Genomic DNA, 20,648 nt, shown 5'->3' with positions numbered 1-20,648 from the left:
AGGGCTTTTGCTCCCTCTCCCGTTTACGGGAGAGGGGCGGGGAGGGGTGCGTTCAGGCCCGCACCCAGCGTTGCCGCGTCCAGCCGCTCAGGGCGTCGACCGCGAACACCAGCACCAGCATGGCCAGGATCACCGTGCTGGCCTGCGCTTCCTGGAACAGGCTGAGGCTGACGTAGAGCATCTGCCCCAGGCCGCCGGCGCCGACGAAGCCGAGCACGCTGGCCATGCGGATGTTGTTCTCCCAGCGGTACAGCGAGTAGGCCAGCAGCTGCGGGAACAGGTTGGGCAGGGTGCCGTAGCAGAAGGCCGCGAGCTGGCTGCCCCCCTGCAGGCGGATCGCCTCGGCCGGTGCCTTCGGGGTGTTTTCCAGGGCCTCGGCGAACAGCCGCCCGAGTACCCCCGCCGTATGCAGGGCCAGGGCCAGGGTGCCGGCATTCGGGCCGAGGCCGGCGGCCAGCACCATCAGCGCCGCCCACACCAGTTCCGGAATCGCCCGCAGGCCGTTGAGCAGCAGGCGCGTGACGCTCTGCGCCAGCAGGCCGAAGCGCCCGGCCGCCGGCAGCGCCAGGAGCAGGCCGAGGGCGGCGGCGAGCAGGGTGCCGAGGGCCGACATGGCCAGGGTCTCCAGGGCGCCGCGGCCGATGGCGGCCAGGTGCCCGGCGCTCAGGTCCGGCTGCAGGAAGCGCACCACGTACTCGCCCATGTGCGCCAGGCTGCCGGCGCCGAACAGGGCGCCGAGGTCGAGCCCCAGGTAGGCGAAGGAGGCGATCACCGCCAGCACAATGGTGGCGACCAGCGCCAGGTTGACCAGCCGGCTCATGCCAGCCTCCCGCGCAGCAGGCGGCTGAGGCCATCGGCCAGCAGCACCAGCAGGAGGAAGGTCAGCAGCATGCTGGCCACCTCGCCGCCGGCGAACATGCGCAGCGACAGGTCGATCTGCTGGCCCAGGCCGCCGGCGCCGACGAAGCCCATCACCACCGAGGCGCGGATCGCGCATTCCCAGCGGTACACGGTATAGGACACCAGCTCCGAGGCGGCATTGGGCAGGATGCCGTAGACGAAGGCGGCCAGCCGGCCGCTGCCGCCCTGCAGCAGGGCGTGCATGGGGCGCTGGTCGACCGACTCGAAGATTTCCGCATAGACCTTGCCGAGCATGCCGGCGTAGGTGATGGCGATGGCCAGCACCCCGGCGGTGGGGCCGAGGCCGACGGCACGCACGAACAGCAGGGCCCAGACGATTTCCGGCACGCTGCGCAGGAAGATCAGCAGGCCGCGTACCGGCCAGCGCAGCGCCTGGCCCAGCGCACTGGGACGGCCGCCGCGCGAGGCTGCCGACAGCGACAGCGCACGGCTGGCGGCCAGACCGGCGGGAATCGCTACCAGCAGTGCCAGGGCCATGCCGGCGGTGGCGATGGCCAGGGTCTGCAGGGTGGCGTCGAGCAGCAGTTGGAGGAACTCCGGGGTATGCGCCGGTGGCCAGAAGGCGGCGACGAAGCGGCCCATCTCGCTCTGGCTGTCGGCGGCCAGCAGCACGCCCGGGTTCAGCTCGGCGAGCTGGATGCCCGGCCACAGCAGTGCCACGGCCAGCACGGTCAGCAGCAGGCGGGGCAGGGCGGCGGGGTCGCGGCGGTCGGCGCTCAGCATCGCGGGATCTGCAGGGTCAGGCTCACTGCCGGCGCCTGTGGCGACACCAGCTGTTCGTTGGCGTAGAGGGCGTCGAGCAGATCCTGGCTGACTTCGCTGGCCGGGCGGTCGAAAGCGATCTGTCCTTCACGTACCCCGACGATGCGCGGGAAGTGCGCCAGGGCCAGGTCCACCGCGTGCAGGCTGGCGACCAGGGTCACGCCACGCGCCTCGGCATGCCGGCACAGCACGGAGAGGGTGTGGTCGGCCAGCACCGGGTCCATCGCCGACACCGGCTCGTCGGCCAGCAGCAGCTCGGGGTCCTGGTACAGCGCGCGGGCGATGCCGACGCGCTGCAGCTGGCCACCGGAGAGCTGCTGGCACTGGGCGAACAGCTTGTCGGCCAGGTCCAGGCGGGCGAGCACCTCCCTGGCGCCGGGAACATCGACGGGGTGCAGCAGGTTCAGCAGGCTTTTGCCCAGCCCCCACTGGCCAAGCTTGCCGGCCAGCACCGCGGTCACCACCCGCTGCCGCGGCGGCAGCGGTGGCGCCTGGTGGATCAGGCCGATGCGCGTGCGCAGGCGCTGGCGGGCGCTGGCGGGTAGGCGCCAGGGATCGGCGCCCAGCAGCTCGACGCTGCCGCTGCTGGGCGGCAGCGCGCTGGCCAGCAGACCCAGCAGGCTGGACTTGCCGGCGCCGGAAGGGCCGATGATGGCCACCCGCTCGCCGCTGGCAATGTTCAGCTCCACGCCGCGCAGGGCGTGGACGCCATTACCGTGCTGCAGGTGCGCGCCGGTCAGGCGCAGGCTCATTTCAGCAGGTCGGCGGCGCGGGCGGCGTCTTCGATGCCCTTGTAGTTCTCGGGCTTGGTGTCGATGAAGCGGGAGGCGGCCTGCAGGTCGAGGATCGCCTTGTGTTCCGGGTTGGCCGGGTCGAGGGCGAGGAAGGCGGCCTTGATCTTGGCGGTCAGGTCCGCATCGAGGGTGCCGCGCACGGTCCAGTTGTAGTCGTAGTAGGCCGGGGTGGTGGCGAAGACTTTCACTTTATTGGTGTCGACCTTGCCAGCGGCGACCAGCTTGTCCCACACGCTGGCGTTGAGCACGCCACCGTCGACCTTGCCGGCCTGGACCCAGGCGGCGGTGGCGTCATGCGCACCGGAGTAGCCGACGCGGCTGAAGAAGGTTTCCGGCTTGATCCCGTCCTGCAGCATGAAGTAGCGCGGCATCAGGCTGCCGGAGGTGGAGGACACCGAGCCGAAGGCGAAGCTCTTGCCCTTGAGATCGGCCAGCGACTTCACGTCCGGGTTGGCGCTGATGAACTTGCTGGTGAACTGGGCGTCCTGCTCGCGCTGCACCAGCGGGATGGCGTTGCCGGTCTTCAGGCGTACCTGAACGAAGGTGAAGCCGCCCAGCCAGGCCAGGTCCAGGCGGTCGGTGGCCAGGGCCTCGACCACGGCCGGGTAGTCGGCGACCGGGACGAACTCGACCTTCATGCCCAGCTCTTTTTCCAGGTAGGCGCCCAGCGGCTTGAACTTGCGCAGCAGTTCGGTGGGGGCCTCGTCGGGGATGGCACTGACGCGCAGCACGTCGGCGGCCTGGGTCAGAGTGGCGGACAGGGACAGGGCGATACCAGCGGCGAGCGCCAAGGTGCGCTTGAGCATGGAAAGTTCTCCGGTTCAATGGCGGAAAAAATTCAAAAGGCCGGCGCCGGGGCGGCGGCATTTCGTTGGGAGGGTAAAGAGCGCGGCGATTATACGGGGGGCGAGCGCAAAGAGCAGCTTTGCTAGAATCCGCGCCTGTTTCCGATTTGCCGAGAACGTTGCGATGAGCGAGCCGATCCGTTTGACCCAGTACAGCCACGGTGCCGGCTGCGGCTGCAAGATTTCCCCCAAGGTGCTGGAGGTGATCCTCGCCGGCAGCGGCGCGCAGAACCTTGACCCGAAGCTCTGGGTCGGCAATGCCTCGCGCGATGACGCGGCGGTTTATGCGCTGGACGAGGAGCGCGGGGTGGTGTCGACCACCGACTTCTTTATGCCGATTGTGGATGACCCGTTTGATTTCGGGCGGATTGCCGCGACCAATGCGATCAGCGACATCTACGCCATGGGCGGCGACCCGCTGATGGCCATCGCCATCCTCGGCTGGCCGGTGAATGTGTTGCCGCCGGAAGTGGCCCGCGAGGTGATCCGTGGTGGCCGCGCCGTATGCGACGCCGCCGGTATCCCGCTGGCCGGCGGCCACTCGATCGACGCGCCGGAGCCGATCTTCGGCCTGGCCGTGACCGGCGTGGTCGAGAAGAAGCACATGAAGCGCAACGACACCGCCACGGCGGGCTGCAAGCTGTACCTGAGCAAGCCGCTGGGCATCGGCATCCTCACCACCGCCGAGAAGAAGGCCAAACTGCGCGCCGAGGATGTCGGCCTGGCGCGCGACTGGATGTGCACCCTGAACAAGCCGGGTGCGCGCTTCGGCAAGCTGGCCGGGGTCACGGCGATGACCGACGTTACCGGCTTCGGCCTGCTCGGTCATCTGGTGGAGATGGCCGATGGTGCGGGCCTGACCGCTCAGCTCGATTACGCCGCCGTGCCGCGCCTGCCGGGCGTCGACTACTACCTGGCTGAGGGCTGCGTGCCGGGCGGCACCCTGCGCAACTTCGACAGTTACGGCGAGAAGATCGCGCCGATTTCCGAGGACCAGCGCAACCTGCTGTGCGACCCGCAGACCAGCGGCGGCCTGCTGATCGCCGTCAGCCCTGAGGGCGAGGCCGAGTTCCTCGCCGTGGCCGCCGAGCTGGGCCTGAGCCTGGCGCCCATCGGTCAGCTGGTTGCACGACAGCGTTACGCGGTAGAGGTGCTGTGATGCGCGACAACACGGCCGACTACCGCGACATCTTCCTCAACGACCTGCCGATGATGGACATGCGCGCCCCGGTGGAATTCACCAAGGGCGCCTTCCCCAACGCCATCAGCCTGCCGCTGATGACCGACATCGAGCGACAGAAGGTCGGTACCTGCTACAAGCAGAAGGGCCAGCAGGCGGCCATCGAGCTGGGCCACCAGCTGGTCTCCGGCAAGGTCAAGGCCGAGCGCGTCGAGGCCTGGGCGGCCTTCGCCAGGGCCAACCCCAACGGCTACCTGTACTGCTTCCGTGGCGGCCTGCGCTCGCAGATCGTCCAGCAGTGGCTTGCCGACGCCGGCATCGACTACCCGCGGGTGATCGGTGGCTACAAGGCCATGCGCAGCTTCCTGATCGAGACCCTCGACAGCGCGGTGGCCGAGTGCGACTTCGTCATCGTCGGCGGCATGACCGGCACCGGCAAGACCGAGGTGATCGCCGCCCTGGACCACAGCATCGACCTGGAAGGCCACGCCAACCACCGTGGCTCCAGCTTCGGCAAGCGCGCCACCGGCCAGCCGGCGCAGATCGACTTCGAGAACCGCCTGGCCATCGACCTGCTCAAGCGCCGCGCGCGCGGCCAGCAGCAGTTCGTGCTGGAGGACGAGAGCCGCCTGATCGGCACCTGCTCGCTGCCGCTGTCGCTGCACCAGGGCATGCAGGAGTTTCCGCTGGTGTGGCTGGAGGACAGCGTCGAGGATCGCGTCGAGCGCATCCTGCGCGACTACGTGATCGACCTGGCCGCCGAGTTCCTCGCCGTGCATGGCGAGGAGCAGGGCTTCGCCCTGTTCGCCGCGCGCCTGCTGCAGAGCATGGACAACATCCAGAAGCGCCTGGGCGGCGAGCGCCATGCGCGTCTGCGCGCCATCCTGGCGCAGGCACTGGACGAGCAGGCGCGCAGCGGCGCGGTGGACCTGCACCGGGCCTGGATCGAGGCGCTGCTGAACGAGTACTACGACCCGATGTACGTCTACCAGCGCGAGAGCAAGGCCGCGCGCATCGAATTCGCCGGCGAGCACGCTGCCGTGCTGGCCTATCTGCGCGACCGCGCATCACGGAGCAAGGCATGAAACTCAAAGACCACCCGGACGCCCTGGACTGCACCCTGTACCGCCCGGACGAGAACGACCCGGACGCCGAGGAGCTGGAGCTGGGCGACGGCCACGTGCTGTTTGAGGGGCCTTTCGCGGCGCCGGCCGAGTGGGATGCCGCCGAGCGCGAGGACTATTTCGACGGCAGTGACCCTGCGCTGTTCTTCACCGCCCGCATCGAGAGCCCGGCCAAGGCCGACAGCAACGACTTCTTCGTCGCCGAGCCCGGTGACTATGTGGCGGTGATGCGTGGCCTGCAGGTGGAGATGTACTACGTCTACGACCGCGCCGATGCCAGCTATGTGCTGATCCGCGACGATCAGCTGGACTGAGTGCCGCCCGTGATGAAAAGCGCCGCCCTCGGGCGGCGTTTTCGTTCAGGCCTGACAGACCTTGGCGATGGCCCCGGCCAGGTAGTCCAGGCGCGCCTCGCTCATCCCCGCCACGCTGGCGCGACCACTGCTCACCAGATACACGCTGAACTCGTCGCGCAGGCGTTGCACCTGCTCTGGTGTCAGGCCGGTGTAGGAGAACATGCCGCGCTGCTCGGCGATATGCGCAAAGCGCTCGGCCAGGCCGTGCGGGCGCAGGGCCTCGACCAGACCCGTGCGCAGGTCGGCCACGCGCCGACGCATGGCGTCCACCTCATCGGTCCACAGGGACTTCAGCTCGGCATCGCCGAGTATCTCGGCCACCACTGCCGCACCGTGGGACGGCGGAGTCGACCACAGGTTGCGCGCCAGAAAGGCCAGCTGGCTGCGAATATCGATCAGTTTCTCGACGTTATCCGCCCGCACGATCAGCGCGCCGGTGCGTTCGCGATAGAGGCCGAAGTTCTTCGAGCAGGAGCTGGTGACCAGCAGTTCCGGCAGTTCGGCGGCGAACAGGCGCACGGCCCAGGCGTCTTCGTCGATGCCGTCACCGAAGCCCTGGTAGGCGAAGTCGATCAGTGGCAGCAGCTCGCGCGCCTTGACCACCTCCAGCACGCGCTTCCAGTCGCGCGGGGCGAGGTCGAAGCCGGTGGGGTTGTGGCAGCACGCGTGCAGCAGCACCACATCGCCCTTGGGCAGGTGGGCGAGGGCGGCGAGCATGGCCTCGACGTTGAGGCGGTTGTCCGCGCCGACATAGGCGTAGTGGCCGACCTTGAGGCCGCAGGCGGCGAACAGCGTCTCGTGGATCGGCCAGGTCGGGTCGCTGAGCCAGATGCCTCTACCCGGAAGATTCCTGGCGATAAATTCGCCGGCCAGGCGCAGGGCGCCGGTGCCGCCGGGCGTCTGGGTGGCGCCGAGCAGGCCATCGGCGAGCAGCGCGTTACCGTTGCCGAAGCATAGCTCCAGCAGGCGTTCGCCGAACTCCGGTGCGCCGTGGCCGCCGATGTAGGTCTTGCTGGTTTCGCCATCGATCAGGCGTTGCTCGGCCAGCTTCACGGCGCGCGGGATGGGCGTCAGACCGGAGGCGTCCTTGTATACGCCGACGCCCAGGTCGAGCTTGGCCGGGTTACCATCGGCGCGATAGGCGTCGAGCAGGCCGAGAATGGGATCGCCCGGCACCCGGGCGATGGCGGTGAAGTGGCTCACTTGCGCCCCTCGGCTGCGGCGGCCAGCACATCGGTGCGCGCGGCCATGATGAAGTCGTTGCGGTGCAGACCTTTCATCTCGTGGCTCCACCAGGTCACGGTGACCTTGCCCCACTCGGTGAGCAGGGCCGGATGATGGCCGACTTCCTCGGCGATGGCGCCCACCGCGTTGGTGAAGGCCAGGGCATGGCGGAAGTTCTTGAACAGGTACTGGCGCTCCAGCTCCATGTGGCCGTCGCGTACTTCGATGTTCCAGTCGGGGATCTCGCGGATCAGCGTGGCCAGCTCTTCTTCGCTGACATGGGGGGCGTCGGCGCGGCAGGCTTCGCATTGGGCTTGGGCAAGGCTGGTCATTTCGGGCTCCTTGGATAGTCGAGATCAGAGCATAGAAGGTGAGGGGGTTGTCGATCAGTTCCCTCTCCCGCTTGCGGGAGAGGGGTAGGGCGGCCCGCGTAGGGAGAGGGTGATGTCAGGTTCGACCCTCTCCCCCAGCCCCTCTCCCATCAATGGGAGAGGGGGAGTTAAAGCCTACGCCGCCTTGGGCGGGAACTTCGGCGCGTGCAGGCCGAGGGTCATGGCCTGTTGCACCAGGCCCATGATGTCCTCCTGGGCCAGCTGGAACAGGCGCTTGAGGTCCGGCAGGACGAAATACAGCGGTTGCAGGATATCGATGCGGTAGGGCGTGCGCATGGCCTCCAGCGGGTCGAAGGGCTGGTGCTCGGGCGCACCGGACAGGCTGTAGACCGTCTCTTTGGGCGAGGAGAGGATGCCGCCGCCGTAGATGCGTCGGCCCTGAGGCGTATCGACCAGGCCGAATTCGATGGTCATCCAGTACAGCCGCGCCAGGTACACGCGCTGTTCCTTGCTCGCGGCCAGGCCGAGCGTGCCGTAGGTGTGGGTGAATTCGGCGAACCAGGGATTGGTCAGCAGCGGGCAGTGACCGAAGATCTCGTGGAAGATGTCCGGCTCCTGCAGGTAGTCCAGCTCTTCCGGGGTGCGGATAAAGGTGGCGACCGGGAAGCGCTTGCTGGCCAGCAGCTCGAAGAAGGTCTGGAAGGGAATCAGCGCCGGCACCTGGGCCACGCTCCAGCCGGTGGTGGCGTTCAGCACCTTGTTGATCTCGCCGAGCTGGGGAATGCGATCGGCAGGCAGGCCGAGCTGTTCGATGCCGTCGAAGTATTCCTGGCAGGCGCGGCCTTCCAGCACCTTCATCTGCCGGGTGATCAGGGTGTTCCACACCTGATGCTCGCTGTCCGAGTAGTGGATGAAGCCGCTCTCGTCCGGTTGCCGAGCCACGTACTGCGTGCCTTTCATGCAGGTCTCCCGCTGGGCTGTTGTTTTTGTCTGGGACAAGGGATACCGCCGATGGCGCAACCTGAGGAGGGGCTGGCAACCGCGTCGAGGCAGCAGGTGTGGGTTTTTTCGTAAAGAATTGATTACGACTGTGTGGAAATGACAGATGGCGACCTTGTTGCTGGTCCTGGCTGTCACATATTCTTGACGAAAAATGACGGCCGCCTTGCGAAAACTCGGCCGCTCCCGCCCGACAATCAAAATTCAAGGGGCTCCGCGTGCGCATCAAAGTCCACTGCCAGAACCGCGTCGGCATCCTGCGCGACATCCTCAACCTGCTGGTCGACTACGGCATCAACGTCGCCCGCGGCGAAGTGGGCGGCGAGCAGGGCAACGCCATCTACCTGCACTGCCCGAACCTGATCAACCTGCAGTTCCAGGCGCTGCGCCCCAAGCTGGAGGCCATCCCCGGGGTGTTCGGCGTCAAGCGCGTCGGCCTGATGCCCAGCGAACGCCGCCACCTGGAGCTCAACGCGCTGCTCGGCGCGCTGGATTTCCCGGTGCTCTCCATCGACATGGGCGGCAGCATCGTCGCCGCCAACCGCAGCGCGGCGCAGCTGCTTGGCGTGCGCGTCGACGAGGTACCGGGCATGGCCCTGTCGCGCTATATCGAGGACTTCGACCTGCCCGAGCTGGTGCGCGCCAATAAGGCGCGGATCAACGGCCTGCGGGTCAAGGTCAAGGGCGACGTGTTCCTCGCCGACATCGCGCCGCTGCAGTCCGAACACGACGAGAGCGAGGCGCTGGCCGGCGCCGTGCTGACCCTGCACCGCGCCGACCGCGTCGGCGAGCGCATCTACCACGTGCGCAAGCAGGAACTGCGCGGCTTCGACTCGATCTTCCAGAGCTCCAGGGTGATGGCCGCCGTGGTGCGCGAGGCTCGGCGCATGGCGCCACTGGACGCGCCGCTGCTGATCGAGGGCGAGACCGGCACCGGCAAGGAACTGCTGGCGCGCGCGTGCCACCTGGCCAGCCCGCGCGGCCAGTCGCCGTTCATGGCGCTGAATTGCGCGGGGCTGCCGGAATCCATGGCCGAGACCGAGCTGTTCGGCTACGGCCCCGGCGCCTTCGAGGGCGCGCGCCCGGAAGGCAAGCTCGGCCTGCTCGAGCTGACCGCCGGCGGCACGCTGTTCCTCGACGGCGTCGGCGAAATGAGCCCGCGCCTACAGGCCAAGCTGCTGCGCTTCCTGCAGGACGGCTGCTTCCGCCGCGTGGGCAGCGACGAGGAGGTGTACCTGGATGTGCGGGTGATCTGCGCCACCCAGGTCGACCTGTCCGAGCTGTGCGCCAAGGGCGAATTCCGCCAGGACCTGTATCACCGCCTTAATGTGCTCAGCCTGCATATCCCGCCGCTGCGCGAGTGCCTGGACGGCCTGGCGCCGCTGGTCGAGCACTTCCTCGATTCGGCCAGTCGGCAGATCGGCTGCCCGCTGCCCAAGCTGGCGCCGCAGGCCTTCGAGCGCCTGGCCCACTATCACTGGCCGGGCAACGTGCGCCAGCTGGAGAACGTGTTGTTCCAGGCCGTGTCGCTGTGCGACGGCGGGACGGTGAAGGCCGAGCATATCCGTCTGCCGGACTACGGTGCGCCGCAGCCGCTGGGCGATTTCTCCATCGACGGTGACCTCGATGCCATCCTCGGCCGCTTCGAGAAAGCGGTGCTGGAGCGCCTGTACGCCGAGCATCCGAGCAGTCGCCAGCTGGGCAAGCGCCTGGGGGTGTCGCATACCACCATCGCCAACAAGCTGCGCCAGCACGGCCTGGGCAAGGAGTAAGGCTACGACCTTGGTGCAATGGCCACGTGGCGGGCGAGGGCGTACAAAGTGCGCATCCGGCTCCTGCGATACCCGGATGCGTTTCTGACATTCCTTCCCCGGAATGAATTGGCGGGCGACCCTAGGGTCGCCCTTTTTTTATGTCCGCCCCGCGTGCCGGTGCGGGGCGTCGTCGGCAGGGGTTCCCGGCGTTGCCGGGCACGCTTCTTCGCGGCCGAGACCATGGTCGTAGAGCGGTAAGACCATGGTCGAATGGCCCCACGGGGTGTCGGGGGATACAAAAGGCAGCATACAAAAACAACCGCCCCACCGAGGTATCCCCATGACTGCTGCTTCCCTCTATCCGGTCCGCCCCGAGGTGGCCGCCAACACGCTGACCGACGAAGCTACCTACAAGGCGATGTACCAGCAGTCGGTGATCAACCCGGACGGTTTCTGGCGCGAGCAGGCCAAGCGCATCGACTGGATCAAGCCGTTCACCAAGGTCAAGCAGACCTCCTTCGACGACCACCATGTCGACATCAAGTGGTTCGCCGACGGCACCCTCAACCTCTCGGCCAACTGCCTGGACCGTCACCTGGAAACCCGTGGCGACCAGATCGCCATCATCTGGGAAGGCGACGACCCGTCCGAGCACCGCGAAATCACCTACCGCGAGCTGCACGAGCAGGTGTGCAAGTTCGCCAACGCCCTGCGTGGCCAGGACGTGCACCGTGGCGACGTGGTGACCATCTACATGCCGATGATCCCGGAAGCGGCGGTGGCCATGCTGGCCTGCGCGCGCATCGGCGCCATCCACTCGGTGGTGTTCGGCGGCTTCTCGCCGGAGGCCTTGGCCGGACGCATCATCGACTGCAAGTCGAAGGTGGTGATCACCGCCGACGAAGGCGTGCGCGGCGGCAAGAAGGTCCCTCTGAAGAGCAACGTCGACGACGCGCTGACCAACCCGGAAACCGCCAGCGTGCAGAAGATCATCGTGGTCAAGCGCACCGGCTCGGCGATCAAGTGGAACCAGCATCGCGACATCTGGTACGAGGACCTGATGAAGGTCGCAGGCTCCACCTGCGCACCGAAGGAAATGGGCGCCGAGGAGCCGCTGTTCATCCTCTATACCTCCGGCTCCACCGGCAAACCCAAGGGCGTGCTGCACACCACCGGCGGCTACCTGGTGTATGCCTCGCTGACCCATGAGCGGGTGTTCGACTACCGTCCGGGCGAGGTGTTCTGGTGCACCGCCGACATCGGCTGGGTCACCGGCCACACCTACCTGATCTACGGCCCGCTCTCCAACGGCGCCACCACCCTGATGTTCGAAGGCGTGCCGAACTACCCGGACGTCACCCGCGTGGCCAAGATCATCGACAAGCACAAGGTCAATATCCTCTACACCGCGCCCACCGCCATCCGCGCCATGATGGCCGATGGCAAGGCCGCGGTGCAGGGCGCCGACGGCTCCAGCCTGCGCCTGCTCGGTTCGGTCGGCGAGCCGATCAACCCCGAGGCCTGGCACTGGTACTACGAGAATGTCGGCCAGGGCCGCTGCCCGATCGTCGATACCTGGTGGCAGACCGAGACCGGCGCCTGCCTGATGACCCCGCTGCCGGGCGCCCATGCGATGAAGCCGGGTTCCGCCGCGCGGCCGTTCTTCGGCGTGCAGCCGGCCCTGGTGGACAACCTGGGCAACATCATCGACGGCCCCGCCGAGGGCAACCTGGTGATCATCGACTCCTGGCCGGGCCAGGCGCGCACCCTGTACGGCGACCACGACCGCTTCGTCGATACCTACTTCAAGACCTTCAAGGGCATGTACTTCACCGGCGACGGCGCGCGCCGCGACGAGGACGGCTACTGGTGGATCACCGGGCGGGTGGACGACGTACTCAACGTCTCCGGCCACCGCATGGGCACCGCCGAGATCGAGAGCGCCATGGTCGCCCACCCGAAAGTCGCCGAGGCCGCCGTGGTCGGCGTGCCGCACGACATCAAGGGCCAGGGCATCTACGTCTACGTCACCCTGAACGCCGGCGAGGAGCCGTCCGAGCAACTGCGTCAGGAACTGAAGAACTGGGTGCGCAAGGAGATCGGCCCGATCGCCTCGCCGGACGTCATCCAGTGGGCTCCGGGATTACCGAAGACCCGCTCGGGCAAGATCATGCGCCGCATCCTGCGCAAGATCGCCGTCGCCGAATACGATGCCCTCGGCGACATCTCCACGCTGGCCGATCCCGGCGTGGTCCAGCACCTCATCGACACCCATCGCACCATGCAGGCCGCCTGACCGGGCGGCTTCGCGGACGTGCACGACCCCGGCCACAAGCCGGGGTTTGTTTTTTGGGTGGCGGCGAACCGATGTAACCTCGCTGTAACACTGGGCGCCAATTCGGGGCGAGAGGGAACACTCCGGCCGTTTGAGGAAGCGCTGCAGCCCGGGAAAGATCGAGGAATGCCTCGTATCTACTGGGTTTCGCGGATGTGGCTCGACTATTGCTTTGTCTATCGGCTGTGCTTTTTTGTCTCGCTGGTCACGTTTTGGCTGACCTGTCAATACGGCTTCGATGCCGGTCCTGTGCTTCTGTAATTTGTTGTCGCTTTGAGGAAATATCGACCTACCCCCGGTCGATAGAATGCCGCCCACTTGGCCAACCCTCTTGCCATGCTGTTGCAGCCGGCAAAGACGGTGACACTTTCTACAATTCACCCTGGCCATGGCGAACTTCATTCTGCCAAACGCTGTACCCATTCGAAGGAGCACAAGATGAAGAAGATCGTACTTCTCGGCGCGCTGGCGCTGAGCGCTTTCAGTGCGCTGGTTCAGGCAGAAGACAAACCCCTGCGCATCGGTATCGAGGCGGCCTACCCGCCCTTCGCCTACAAGACCCCGGAAGGCAACATCACCGGCTTCGACTACGACATCGGCAACGCCCTGTGCGAGGAGATGAAGGTCAAGTGCCAGTGGATCGAGCAGGAGTTCGACGGCCTGATCCCGGCCCTCAAGGTGCGCAAGTTCGATGCCGTGCTGTCGTCGATGAGCATCACCGAAGAGCGCCTGAAGTCCGTGGACTTCACCAACAAGTACTACCACACCCCCGCCAAGCTGGCGATGAAGGCCGGTACCGAGATCAAGGACCCGCTGGTCGACCTGAAGGGCAAGAAGGTCGGCGTGCAGCGCGCCTCCATCTACGACCGCTACGCCACCGAGGTGTTCGCCCCGGCCGGTGTGGAAGTGGTGCGCTACAGCTCGCAGAACGAGATCTTCCTCGACCTGGCCGCCGGCCGCCTGGACGCCACCCTGGCTGACGTGGTCAACATCGATGACGGCTTCCTCAAGACCGACGCCGGCAAGGGCTTCGCCCTGGTGGGCCCGGACTACACCGACGAGAAGTACTTCGGCAACGGTGCCGGCATCGCGGTGCGCAAGGGCGACACCGCCACTGCCGAGAAGATCAATGCCGCCATCGCCGCCATCCGTGCCAACGGCAAGTACAAGGAAGTGCAGGACAAGTACTTCCAGTTCAACGTCTACGGCGAGTAACGCCGTCCCATCCATCCTCCCCGGAGTGGGGAGGGTGGGTGTCGCGGGGCCCAGTGCCTGCGCCTCCAGCCCTCGCTGAGGGCCTCCTCCTGTGTGTTCCAGAGGATAGATTCCATGTTCAACGGCTACGGCTCGACCATTCTCGACGGTGCCTGGCTCACCGTGCAGCTGGCGCTGTTCTCGATGGCGGTGGCCATCGGGCTCGGCCTGCTTGGCGCGGCCTTCCGCCTGTCGCCCCTGAAATGGCTGGCGCTGATGGGCGAAACCTATGCCACCGTGATCCGCGGCATTCCCGATCTGGTGCTGATCCTGCTGATCTTTTACGGCGGCCAGGATCTGGTGAACCGCATTGCCCCGCTGGTGGGCTATGAGGACTACATCGACATCAATCCCTTCGTGGCGGGTGTCGGTACCCTGGGCTTCATCTACGGCGCCTACCTGTCGGAAACCTTCCGCGGCGCCTTCATGGCCATCCCCAAGGGACAGGGCGAGGCCGGTATGGCCTACGGCATGAGCCCGCTGCGGGTGTTCTTCCGCATCCTGGTGCCGCAGATGGTGCGTCTGGCCATTCCCGGCGTGACCAACAACTGGCTGGTGCTGGTCAAGGCCACCGCGCTGATCTCCCTGGTCGGCCTGCAGGACATGATGGCCCGCGCCAAGAGCGCCGGCGACGCGACCCGCGAGCCGTTCACCTACATCCTGCTGGCCGCCGCCATCTACCTGGCGCTGACCAGTGTGTCGCTGCTGGTGCTGCGTTACCTCGAACGCCGCTATTCGGTCGGCGTCAAGGCCATGGAAATCTGAGGGAGCCGCCATGCTTTTCGACTACAACGTGGTAATCGACAGCCTGCCGCTGTATTTCGGCGGTGTGCTGGTCACCCTCAAACTGCTGGTGATCTCCCTGGCCCTGGGCCTGCTCGCGGCCGTGCCGCTGGCGATGATGCGGGTGTCCAAGCAGCCGCTGATCAACTTCCCGGCCTGGCTCTACACCTACGTGATCCGTGGCACGCCGATGCTGGTGCAGCTGTACCTGCTGTACTACGGCCTGGCCCAGTTCGAAGCGGTGCGCGAGAGCTTCATGTGGCCCTATCTGTCCGATGCCACCTTCTGCGCCTGCCTGGCCTTCGCCATCAACACCAGCGCCTATAGCGCCGAGATCCTTGCCGGCAGCCTCAAGGCCACCCCGCATGGCGAGATCGAGGCGGCCAAGGCCATGGGCATGTCGCGCGCCAAGCTGTACCGCCGCATCCTCCTGCCGTCTGCGCTGCGCCGTGCGCTGCCGCAGTACAGCAACGAGGTGATCATGATGCTGCACACCACCAGCCTGGCCTCGGTGGTGACCCTGATCGACATCACCGGCGCGGCCAAGACCGTCAACTCGCAGTACTACCTGCCGTTCGAGGCCTACATCACTGCCGGCCTGTTCTACCTGGTGCTGACCTTCGTCCTGGTGCGCCTGTTCAAGCTGGGTGAGCGTCGCTGGCTGGCCTACCTGGCCCCGCGCAAGCACTGAGGTCACGACGAGCATGCAACGTATCGACCACATCCTGCCCTGGGGCTGCCCCGGCACCGAGCGCAAGCTCAGCCTGTTCCGCTTCGGTGCGGGTGAGCGCAAGGCCTACATCCAGGCCAGCCTGCACGCCGACGAGCTGCCGGGCATGCGCGTGGCGGTGGAGCTCAAGCGCCGTCTGGCCGAGCTGGAAGGGCAGGGGCGCCTGACCGGGGTGATCGAGCTGGTGCCGGTGGCCAACCCCATTGGCCTCGGCCAGATGCTCCAGGCCACCAGCCAGGGGCGTTTCGAGCTGGGCAGCGGCAAGAACTTCAACCGCGACTTCGCCGACCTGGCCGAGCTGGTCGCCCCCGCCCTGGATGGGCGCCTGGGTGCCGATGGCGCGGCCAACGTGCGGCTGATCCGTCAGGCCATGCTGGCCGCGCTGGACGGCCTGGCGCCGGCTGGCTCCGAGCTGCAGGGCCTGCAGCGCCTGCTGCTCCGTCATGCCTGCGACGCCGATGTGGTGCTCGACCTGCACTGCGACTTCGATGCCGTGGTGCACCTGTACATGATCCCGCAGCAGGCCGCGGCCTTCGCCGGCCTGGCGGCGCGCCTGGGTGCCGGCGCCGTGCTGGTGGCCGAGGACACCGGCGGCAGCTCCTTCGACGAGGCCTGCTCCATGGCCTGGCTGCGCCTGGCGCGGCGCTTCCCCGAGGCCGTGGTACCGCTGGCCTGCCAGGCGGCGACCGTGGAGCTGGGCGGCATGCTGGATACCGAGCGCGAACGGGCCATGGCCAGCGCCGAGGGCATCCTCGCCTTCCTCGCCGAGCAGGGCCTGATCAGCGGTGACTGGCCGGCCGCGCCGGCGCCCAGCTGCCAGCCGACACCCTTCGCCGGTGCGCAGTACGCCTACCCGCCGCACGCCGGCGTGGTCAGCTTCCTGCAGCCGGTCGGCGCCCGCGTCGAGGTGGGCGATCCGCTGTTCGAAGTCATAGATCCGCTGGAGGACCGCCACAGCATCGTGCGTGCGTCCACTTCCGGCGTGCTGTATGTGCGCGAGCGCCTGCGCTTCGCCCAACCCGGACTCTGGCTGGCCAAGGTGGCCGGCCAACAACCCATCCGTCAGGGTCGCCTGCTGAGCGACTGAGCCAAACGAGAGCCCAACCATGTACAAACTCGAAGTTCAGGATCTGCACAAACGCTACGGCGACCACGAAGTGCTGAAAGGCGTGTCCCTGGCCGCCAAGGCCGGCGACGTGATCAGCATCATCGGCTCCAGCGGCTCGGGCAAGAGTACCTTCCTGCGCTGCATCAACATGCTCGAGCAGCCGCACGGCGGCAAGATCCTGCTCAACGGCGAGGAGCTCAAGCTGGTGGCCAACAGGGACGGCGCGCTCAAGGCCGCCGATGCCAAGCAGCTGCAGCGCATGCGCTCGCGCCTGTCCATGGTGTTTCAGCACTTCAACCTGTGGTCGCACATGAGTGCCCTGGAGAACGTCATCGAGGCGCCGGTGCACGTGCTCGGCGTGCCGAAGAAGGAAGCCCTGGAGAAGGCCGAGCACTACCTGGCCAAGGTCGGCGTGGCACACAGGAAAGACGCGTATCCGGCGCACATGTCCGGCGGCGAGCAGCAGCGCGTGGCCATCGCCCGCGCCCTGGCCATGGAGCCGGAAGTCATGCTGTTCGACGAGCCGACCTCGGCGCTCGACCCCGAGCTGGTCGGCGAAGTGCTCAAGGTGATGCAGGACCTGGCCCAGGAAGGCCGCACCATGGTGGTGGTGACCCACGAGATGGGCTTCGCCCGCGAGGTGTCCAACCAGCTGATCTTCCTGCACAAGGGCCTGGTGGAAGAAACCGGCTGCCCGAAGACGGTGCTGGCCAACCCGCAGTCGGATCGCCTCAAGCAGTTCCTTTCCGGCAGCCTGAAGTAAGCACTAGACTGCCTCCATGACTTCGACTGCCCACTGCATCGCCTTCCTGATCTGGCCGGAAACCAGGCCCATGACCCTGGCCCTGGCCGAGGAGGCCCTGCGCGTGGCGCAGCGCGTTCACCCGGAGGTGTCCTACGAGCTGCGTTTCCTCCAGGCCGAAGCGCCTGCCGAGGGGAGCTGGCGTCTGCCTGGCGAGCCCTGGGCCGGGCGCCTGGAAGGCTGCAGCAAGCTGTTCCTGCTGGCCGACGAGCCGCCGGCGCAGATGGCCTCGACCCTGGCCTCGGCCCTCAAGCAGCTGGCCCGCAGTGGCATCGCCATCGGTGGCCTGTCCGCCGGTGTCTACCCGCTGGCCCAGCTCGGTCTGCTCGATGGCTACCGCGCCGCCGTGCACTGGCGCTGGCAGGACGACTTCACTGAGCGTTTCCCCAAGGTGATCGCCACCAGCCACCTGTTCGACTGGGACCGCGACCGTCTCAGCGCCTGCGGTGGCCTGGCCGTGCTCGACCTGCTGCTGGCGGTGCTGGCCCGCGACCACGGTGCCGAACTGGCCGGCGCGGTGAGCGAGGAATTGGTGGTCGAGCGCATCCGCGAGGGCGGCGAGCGCCAGCGCATTCCGCTGCAGAACCGCATCGGCTCCAGCCATCCCAAGCTGACCCAGGCGGTGCTGCTGATGGAGGCCAACATCGAGGAGCCGCTGACCACCGACGAGATCGCCCAGCATGTCTGCGTGTCGCGGCGTCAGCTGGAGCGCATCTTCAAGCAGTACCTCAATCGCGTGCCCAGCCAGTACTACCTGGAGCTGCGCCTGAACAAGGCGCGCCAACTGCTGATGCAGACCAGCAAGTCGATCATCCAGATCGGCCTGTCCTGCGGCTTCTCCTCCGGTCCGCACTTCTCCAGCGCCTACCGCAACTTCTTCGGGGCGACCCCGCGAGAAGATCGCAATCAGCGGCGTAGTGCCAGTCCGTTCGAGATTGCGCCGGCCTCCGTGGAGCGTGGCTGAGGTTAGCGATTAGCGTTAGTTCGGCTGTTTTGGTGCCGCTGCTGCTTATCGCACTGTTCGATGCTTCTGTTCCGCCCTGCTGGGCGGGTCACTTTTTCCAGTCGCGGAAAAAGTAACCAAAAACGCTTGCCCCCGACATCCGGCCCCGCCTGCGGCGGGGTTCCCTCACTCCATCATCGCTCCACGGGCACGCCGCGAAGGGCCATCCCTGGCCCATCGCGTCTCTCGCGGCATCCATGCCGCTCAACCCCTTCCGCAATGATTCCGTTCGGCCTCCTGAAGGGGGCGTTTGGAGTTGCCTGAAAGTTTTGCATTCCTTTCTTGATGGTTCCCACGCTCCGTTTGGGAACCCTTCCCGTGATGCTCGGCGTCACAGACGTTGCCTGCAGCACAAAACAAGCAATGGGCGCAGAGCGCCAAAGGCTGCATTCCCACACGAAGCGTGGGAGCGATTAACGCGCAATGCGCGCAGCGCCAAGAAAAACCACCAAGCACCTCGGAGCCCGAGCCCCCGTCAGGAGGCCGAGTGGAGGTGTTGCGCAGGGGGGCGAGCCGCAAGGATGTGGCGAGAGGCTTAAAGGGGCAGGGATGCCTCTTGTGCGCCGACCCCCCGGAGCGGCGCCGGAGGGAGGGGAGTCGAGCGTAGCGAGACCCGGATGTCGGGGTGGCCTTCTCTTTGGTTACTTTCTCTTGGCCAGACAAGAGAAAGTAACTCGCCGTGCAAGGCGAAATCGGTAGTTGGTGCCGAGGAAAGTGTTGCGATCAGGCTGTTGAGTGCGTGCCCGGTCCCTGGGGCAATATCCGCGCAAAGCCTGACGTGGTTCTACAAGGGTTTTTCGTAGGGCAGCGAAATACCCCGATCCCCCCGCGCAGCGTTTAAACTGCGCAATTCCGGAGCTTTCTGTCGCATTGCCGAAAGCCCCCGAAAACCGCGGGTTGCCGCTGTAAGAAGTTGTCGCATGGCGACAATGCGGGCCCGTGGGCAGCCCCTACAATCCTTCCATCACCCGCCATTGAGTGCGGTGTTCCTTGTTCAGGAGAGCCCCGATGTCCGTTCAGCACGATCCGGTGCAACGCGCCGATTTCGATCAGTATCTGGTCCCCAACTATGCCCCCGCCGCCTTCGTTCCGGTGCGCGGCCTGGGCTCCCGAGTCTGGGATCAGGGCGGTCGCGAGCTGATCGACTTCGCCGGCGGCATCGCCGTCAATGCCCTCGGTCACTGCCATCCGGCACTGGTCAAGGCGCTGACCGAGCAGGCCAACACCCTGTGGCACATCTCCAACGTGTTCACCAACGAGCCAACCCTGCGTCTTGCCCACAAGCTGGTCGATGCCACTTTCGCCGAGCGCGTGTTCTTCTGCAACTCCGGCGCCGAGGCCAACGAGGCCGCGTTCAAGCTGGCCCGTCGCGTCGCCCATGACCGCTTCGGCCCGGAGAAGTGCGAGATCATCGCCGCGATCAACAGCTTCCACGGTCGCACCCTGTTCACCGTCAGCGTCGGAGGCCAGCCCAAGTATTCCGATGGCTTCGGGCCGAAGATCGAGGGCATCACCCATGTCCCGTACAACGACCTGGAGGCGCTGAAAGCCGCCATTTCCGACAAGACCTGCGCCGTGGTGCTGGAGCCGATCCAGGGCGAAGGCGGTGTGCTGCCGGCCGACAAGGCCTACCTGGAAGGCGCCCGCGCCCTGTGTGACCAGCACAATGCGCTGCTGGTGTTCGACGAGGTGCAGAGCGGCATGGGCCGCAGCGGCGAGCTGTTCGCCTACATGCACTACGGCGTCACCCCGGACATCCTCTCCAGCGCCAAGAGCCTGGGCGGCGGTTTCCCCATCGGCGCCATGCTCACTACCACCGACCTGGCCAAGCACCTGGCCGTCGGCACCCACGGCACCACCTATGGCGGCAACCCGCTGGCCTGTGCGGTGGCCGAGGCGGTGCTGGATATCGTCAATACCCCGGAAGTGCTGGCGGGCGTCAAGGCCAAGAGCGCCGACTTCCGCCAGCGCCTGCAGGCGATCGGCGAGCAGTACGGCATCTTCACCCAGGTGCGCGGCCTCGGCCTGCTGCTCGGCTGCGTGCTGAGCGACGCCTGGAAGGGCAAGGCCAAGGCCGTGCTCGATGCCGCCGCCGCCGAGGGCGTGCTGGTGCTGCAGGCCAGCCCGGACGTGGTGCGCTTCGCTCCCAGCCTGGTGGTGGAGGAGGCCGACATCGTCGACGGCCTGCAGCGCTTCGAGCGTGCCGTGGCCAAGCTGGTCCAGGGCTGATGCCCGCAGGGCGGCGCAGGAAGCGCCGCCCGATTTTCAGGATGAAGGGTTCCATGCGTGATCGGGCACTGCTCCGATCTTTCTCCAGAGGGCTGCCTCAGGCCTTTTGGAGC

General features: G+C 66.7%; 19 protein-coding genes. 12 read left to right on the top strand and 7 right to left on the bottom strand.

The features are described 5' to 3' along the window. Positions 1-52 precede the first annotated feature (52 nt). From phnE to DMO17_RS09055, 4 genes are read right to left on the bottom strand one after another with little or no spacing between them, the layout of a single operon-like run. Positions 53-820 carry a phosphonate ABC transporter, permease protein PhnE gene (phnE, locus tag DMO17_RS09070; protein ID WP_110682161.1) on the bottom strand — a complete coding sequence of 256 codons (768 nt, stop codon included), beginning with the start codon at positions 818-820 and terminating at the stop codon, positions 53-55. Further along, positions 817-1,644, bottom strand: a complete 828-nt coding sequence (locus DMO17_RS09065) for a PhnE/PtxC family ABC transporter permease (protein WP_110682160.1) — start codon at positions 1,642-1,644, stop codon at positions 817-819. Before DMO17_RS09065 ends, phnE begins: the two co-directional genes overlap by 4 nt. Next, positions 1,638-2,435, bottom strand: a complete 798-nt coding sequence (locus DMO17_RS09060; RefSeq protein ID WP_110682159.1) for a phosphonate ABC transporter ATP-binding protein — start codon at positions 2,433-2,435, stop codon at positions 1,638-1,640. Before DMO17_RS09060 ends, DMO17_RS09065 begins: the two co-directional genes overlap by 7 nt. After that, complete coding sequence (locus tag DMO17_RS09055) at positions 2,432-3,283, bottom strand: putative selenate ABC transporter substrate-binding protein (protein ID WP_110682158.1); 852 nt, start codon at positions 3,281-3,283, stop codon at positions 2,432-2,434. Before DMO17_RS09055 ends, DMO17_RS09060 begins: the two co-directional genes overlap by 4 nt. Positions 3,284-3,446: 163 nt before the next feature. Here DMO17_RS09055 and selD point away from each other — a divergent pair, with 163 nt between their 5' ends. From selD to DMO17_RS09040, 3 genes are read left to right on the top strand one after another with little or no spacing between them, the layout of a single operon-like run. After that, on the top strand, positions 3,447-4,481 hold the full coding sequence (gene selD, locus DMO17_RS09050) for a selenide, water dikinase SelD (protein ID WP_110682157.1): 1,035 nt from the start codon (positions 3,447-3,449) through the stop codon (positions 4,479-4,481). Continuing rightward, positions 4,481-5,587: a tRNA 2-selenouridine(34) synthase MnmH gene (mnmH, locus tag DMO17_RS09045; protein WP_110682156.1), complete on the top strand. Its 1,107-nt coding sequence runs from the start codon at positions 4,481-4,483 to the stop codon at positions 5,585-5,587. The genes selD and mnmH overlap by 1 nt, the downstream gene beginning before the upstream one ends. Beyond that, positions 5,584-5,940: a hypothetical protein gene (locus DMO17_RS09040; protein WP_110682155.1), complete on the top strand. Its 357-nt coding sequence runs from the start codon at positions 5,584-5,586 to the stop codon at positions 5,938-5,940. The genes mnmH and DMO17_RS09040 overlap by 4 nt, the downstream gene beginning before the upstream one ends. Before the next feature lie 45 nt (positions 5,941-5,985). Here the strand turns inward: DMO17_RS09040 and DMO17_RS09035 are convergent, their stop codons facing one another. From DMO17_RS09035 to phhA, 3 genes are all read right to left on the bottom strand, one after another. Beyond that, positions 5,986-7,185, bottom strand: a complete 1,200-nt coding sequence (locus tag DMO17_RS09035) for an amino acid aminotransferase (RefSeq protein ID WP_110682154.1) — start codon at positions 7,183-7,185, stop codon at positions 5,986-5,988. Further along, on the bottom strand, positions 7,182-7,538 hold the full coding sequence (locus DMO17_RS09030) for a 4a-hydroxytetrahydrobiopterin dehydratase (protein ID WP_110682153.1): 357 nt from the start codon (positions 7,536-7,538) through the stop codon (positions 7,182-7,184). The genes DMO17_RS09035 and DMO17_RS09030 overlap by 4 nt, the downstream gene beginning before the upstream one ends. A gap of 174 nt (positions 7,539-7,712) precedes the next feature. Then, positions 7,713-8,537, bottom strand: coding sequence for a phenylalanine 4-monooxygenase (gene phhA, locus DMO17_RS09025; RefSeq protein WP_258371505.1), 825 nt, complete (start codon positions 8,535-8,537; stop codon positions 7,713-7,715). Between the two features lie 218 nt (positions 8,538-8,755). Between phhA and DMO17_RS09020 the strand changes: the two genes are divergently transcribed. The 9 genes from DMO17_RS09020 to DMO17_RS08975 all read left to right on the top strand — a co-directional run bounded on the left by DMO17_RS09020 (position 8,756) and on the right by DMO17_RS08975 (position 20,535). Next, entirely contained in the window at positions 8,756-10,309 is a 1,554-nt protein-coding gene (locus tag DMO17_RS09020) for a sigma-54-dependent transcriptional regulator (protein WP_110682151.1), read from the top strand. Between the two features lie 322 nt (positions 10,310-10,631). Continuing rightward, positions 10,632-12,587, top strand: coding sequence for an acetate--CoA ligase (acs, locus tag DMO17_RS09010; protein ID WP_110682149.1), 1,956 nt, complete (start codon positions 10,632-10,634; stop codon positions 12,585-12,587). Between the two features lie 477 nt (positions 12,588-13,064). Beyond that, positions 13,065-13,841: an ABC transporter substrate-binding protein gene (locus DMO17_RS09005; protein ID WP_110682148.1), complete on the top strand. Its 777-nt coding sequence runs from the start codon at positions 13,065-13,067 to the stop codon at positions 13,839-13,841. A gap of 114 nt (positions 13,842-13,955) precedes the next feature. Then, positions 13,956-14,645: an ABC transporter permease gene (locus tag DMO17_RS09000; protein ID WP_110682147.1), complete on the top strand. Its 690-nt coding sequence runs from the start codon at positions 13,956-13,958 to the stop codon at positions 14,643-14,645. Positions 14,646-14,655: 10 nt separating this feature from the next. Then, positions 14,656-15,354: an ABC transporter permease gene (locus DMO17_RS08995; protein WP_110682146.1), complete on the top strand. Its 699-nt coding sequence runs from the start codon at positions 14,656-14,658 to the stop codon at positions 15,352-15,354. Positions 15,355-15,367: 13 nt separating this feature from the next. Then, complete coding sequence (locus DMO17_RS08990) at positions 15,368-16,480, top strand: succinylglutamate desuccinylase/aspartoacylase family protein (RefSeq protein ID WP_110682145.1); 1,113 nt, start codon at positions 15,368-15,370, stop codon at positions 16,478-16,480. Between the two features lie 19 nt (positions 16,481-16,499). Beyond that, on the top strand, positions 16,500-17,264 hold the full coding sequence (gene aotP, locus DMO17_RS08985; protein ID WP_110682144.1) for an arginine/ornithine transport ATP-binding protein AotP: 765 nt from the start codon (positions 16,500-16,502) through the stop codon (positions 17,262-17,264). Between the two features lie 16 nt (positions 17,265-17,280). Further along, a complete protein-coding gene (argR, locus tag DMO17_RS08980; RefSeq protein WP_110682143.1) occupies positions 17,281-18,267 on the top strand; it encodes a transcriptional regulator ArgR in 987 nt (328 codons plus the stop codon). A gap of 1,047 nt (positions 18,268-19,314) precedes the next feature. Beyond that, positions 19,315-20,535 (top strand): aspartate aminotransferase family protein, encoded by a 1,221-nt coding sequence (locus DMO17_RS08975; RefSeq protein WP_110682142.1) that lies wholly within the window; start codon positions 19,315-19,317, stop codon positions 20,533-20,535. Positions 20,536-20,648 lie beyond the last annotated feature (113 nt).

It is taken from the genome of Aquipseudomonas alcaligenes, from assembly GCF_003205495.1.
Lineage (GTDB): Bacteria > Pseudomonadota > Gammaproteobacteria > Pseudomonadales > Pseudomonadaceae > Aquipseudomonas > Aquipseudomonas alcaligenes_B.
This window is presented reverse-complemented; position numbering and strand designations above follow the sequence as displayed.

Coding starts and splice junctions, on each gene's coding strand:
- phnE (WP_110682161.1), bottom strand. CDS start 820: ATGAGCCGGCTGGTCAACCTGGCGCTGGTCGCCACCATTGTGCTGGCG.
- DMO17_RS08975 (WP_110682142.1), top strand. CDS start 19,315: ATGTCCGTTCAGCACGATCCGGTGCAACGCGCCGATTTCGATCAGTAT.
- DMO17_RS09060 (WP_110682159.1), bottom strand. CDS start 2,435: ATGAGCCTGCGCCTGACCGGCGCGCACCTGCAGCACGGTAATGGCGTC.
- DMO17_RS09040 (WP_110682155.1), top strand. CDS start 5,584: ATGAAACTCAAAGACCACCCGGACGCCCTGGACTGCACCCTGTACCGC.
- DMO17_RS09055 (WP_110682158.1), bottom strand. CDS start 3,283: ATGCTCAAGCGCACCTTGGCGCTCGCCGCTGGTATCGCCCTGTCCCTG.
- DMO17_RS08995 (WP_110682146.1), top strand. CDS start 14,656: ATGCTTTTCGACTACAACGTGGTAATCGACAGCCTGCCGCTGTATTTC.
- DMO17_RS08990 (WP_110682145.1), top strand. CDS start 15,368: ATGCAACGTATCGACCACATCCTGCCCTGGGGCTGCCCCGGCACCGAG.
- DMO17_RS09065 (WP_110682160.1), bottom strand. CDS start 1,644: ATGCTGAGCGCCGACCGCCGCGACCCCGCCGCCCTGCCCCGCCTGCTG.
- aotP (WP_110682144.1), top strand. CDS start 16,500: ATGTACAAACTCGAAGTTCAGGATCTGCACAAACGCTACGGCGACCAC.
- DMO17_RS09030 (WP_110682153.1), bottom strand. CDS start 7,538: ATGACCAGCCTTGCCCAAGCCCAATGCGAAGCCTGCCGCGCCGACGCC.
- acs (WP_110682149.1), top strand. CDS start 10,632: ATGACTGCTGCTTCCCTCTATCCGGTCCGCCCCGAGGTGGCCGCCAAC.
- DMO17_RS09000 (WP_110682147.1), top strand. CDS start 13,956: ATGTTCAACGGCTACGGCTCGACCATTCTCGACGGTGCCTGGCTCACC.
- mnmH (WP_110682156.1), top strand. CDS start 4,481: ATGCGCGACAACACGGCCGACTACCGCGACATCTTCCTCAACGACCTG.
- selD (WP_110682157.1), top strand. CDS start 3,447: ATGAGCGAGCCGATCCGTTTGACCCAGTACAGCCACGGTGCCGGCTGC.
- argR (WP_110682143.1), top strand. CDS start 17,281: ATGACTTCGACTGCCCACTGCATCGCCTTCCTGATCTGGCCGGAAACC.
- DMO17_RS09005 (WP_110682148.1), top strand. CDS start 13,065: ATGAAGAAGATCGTACTTCTCGGCGCGCTGGCGCTGAGCGCTTTCAGT.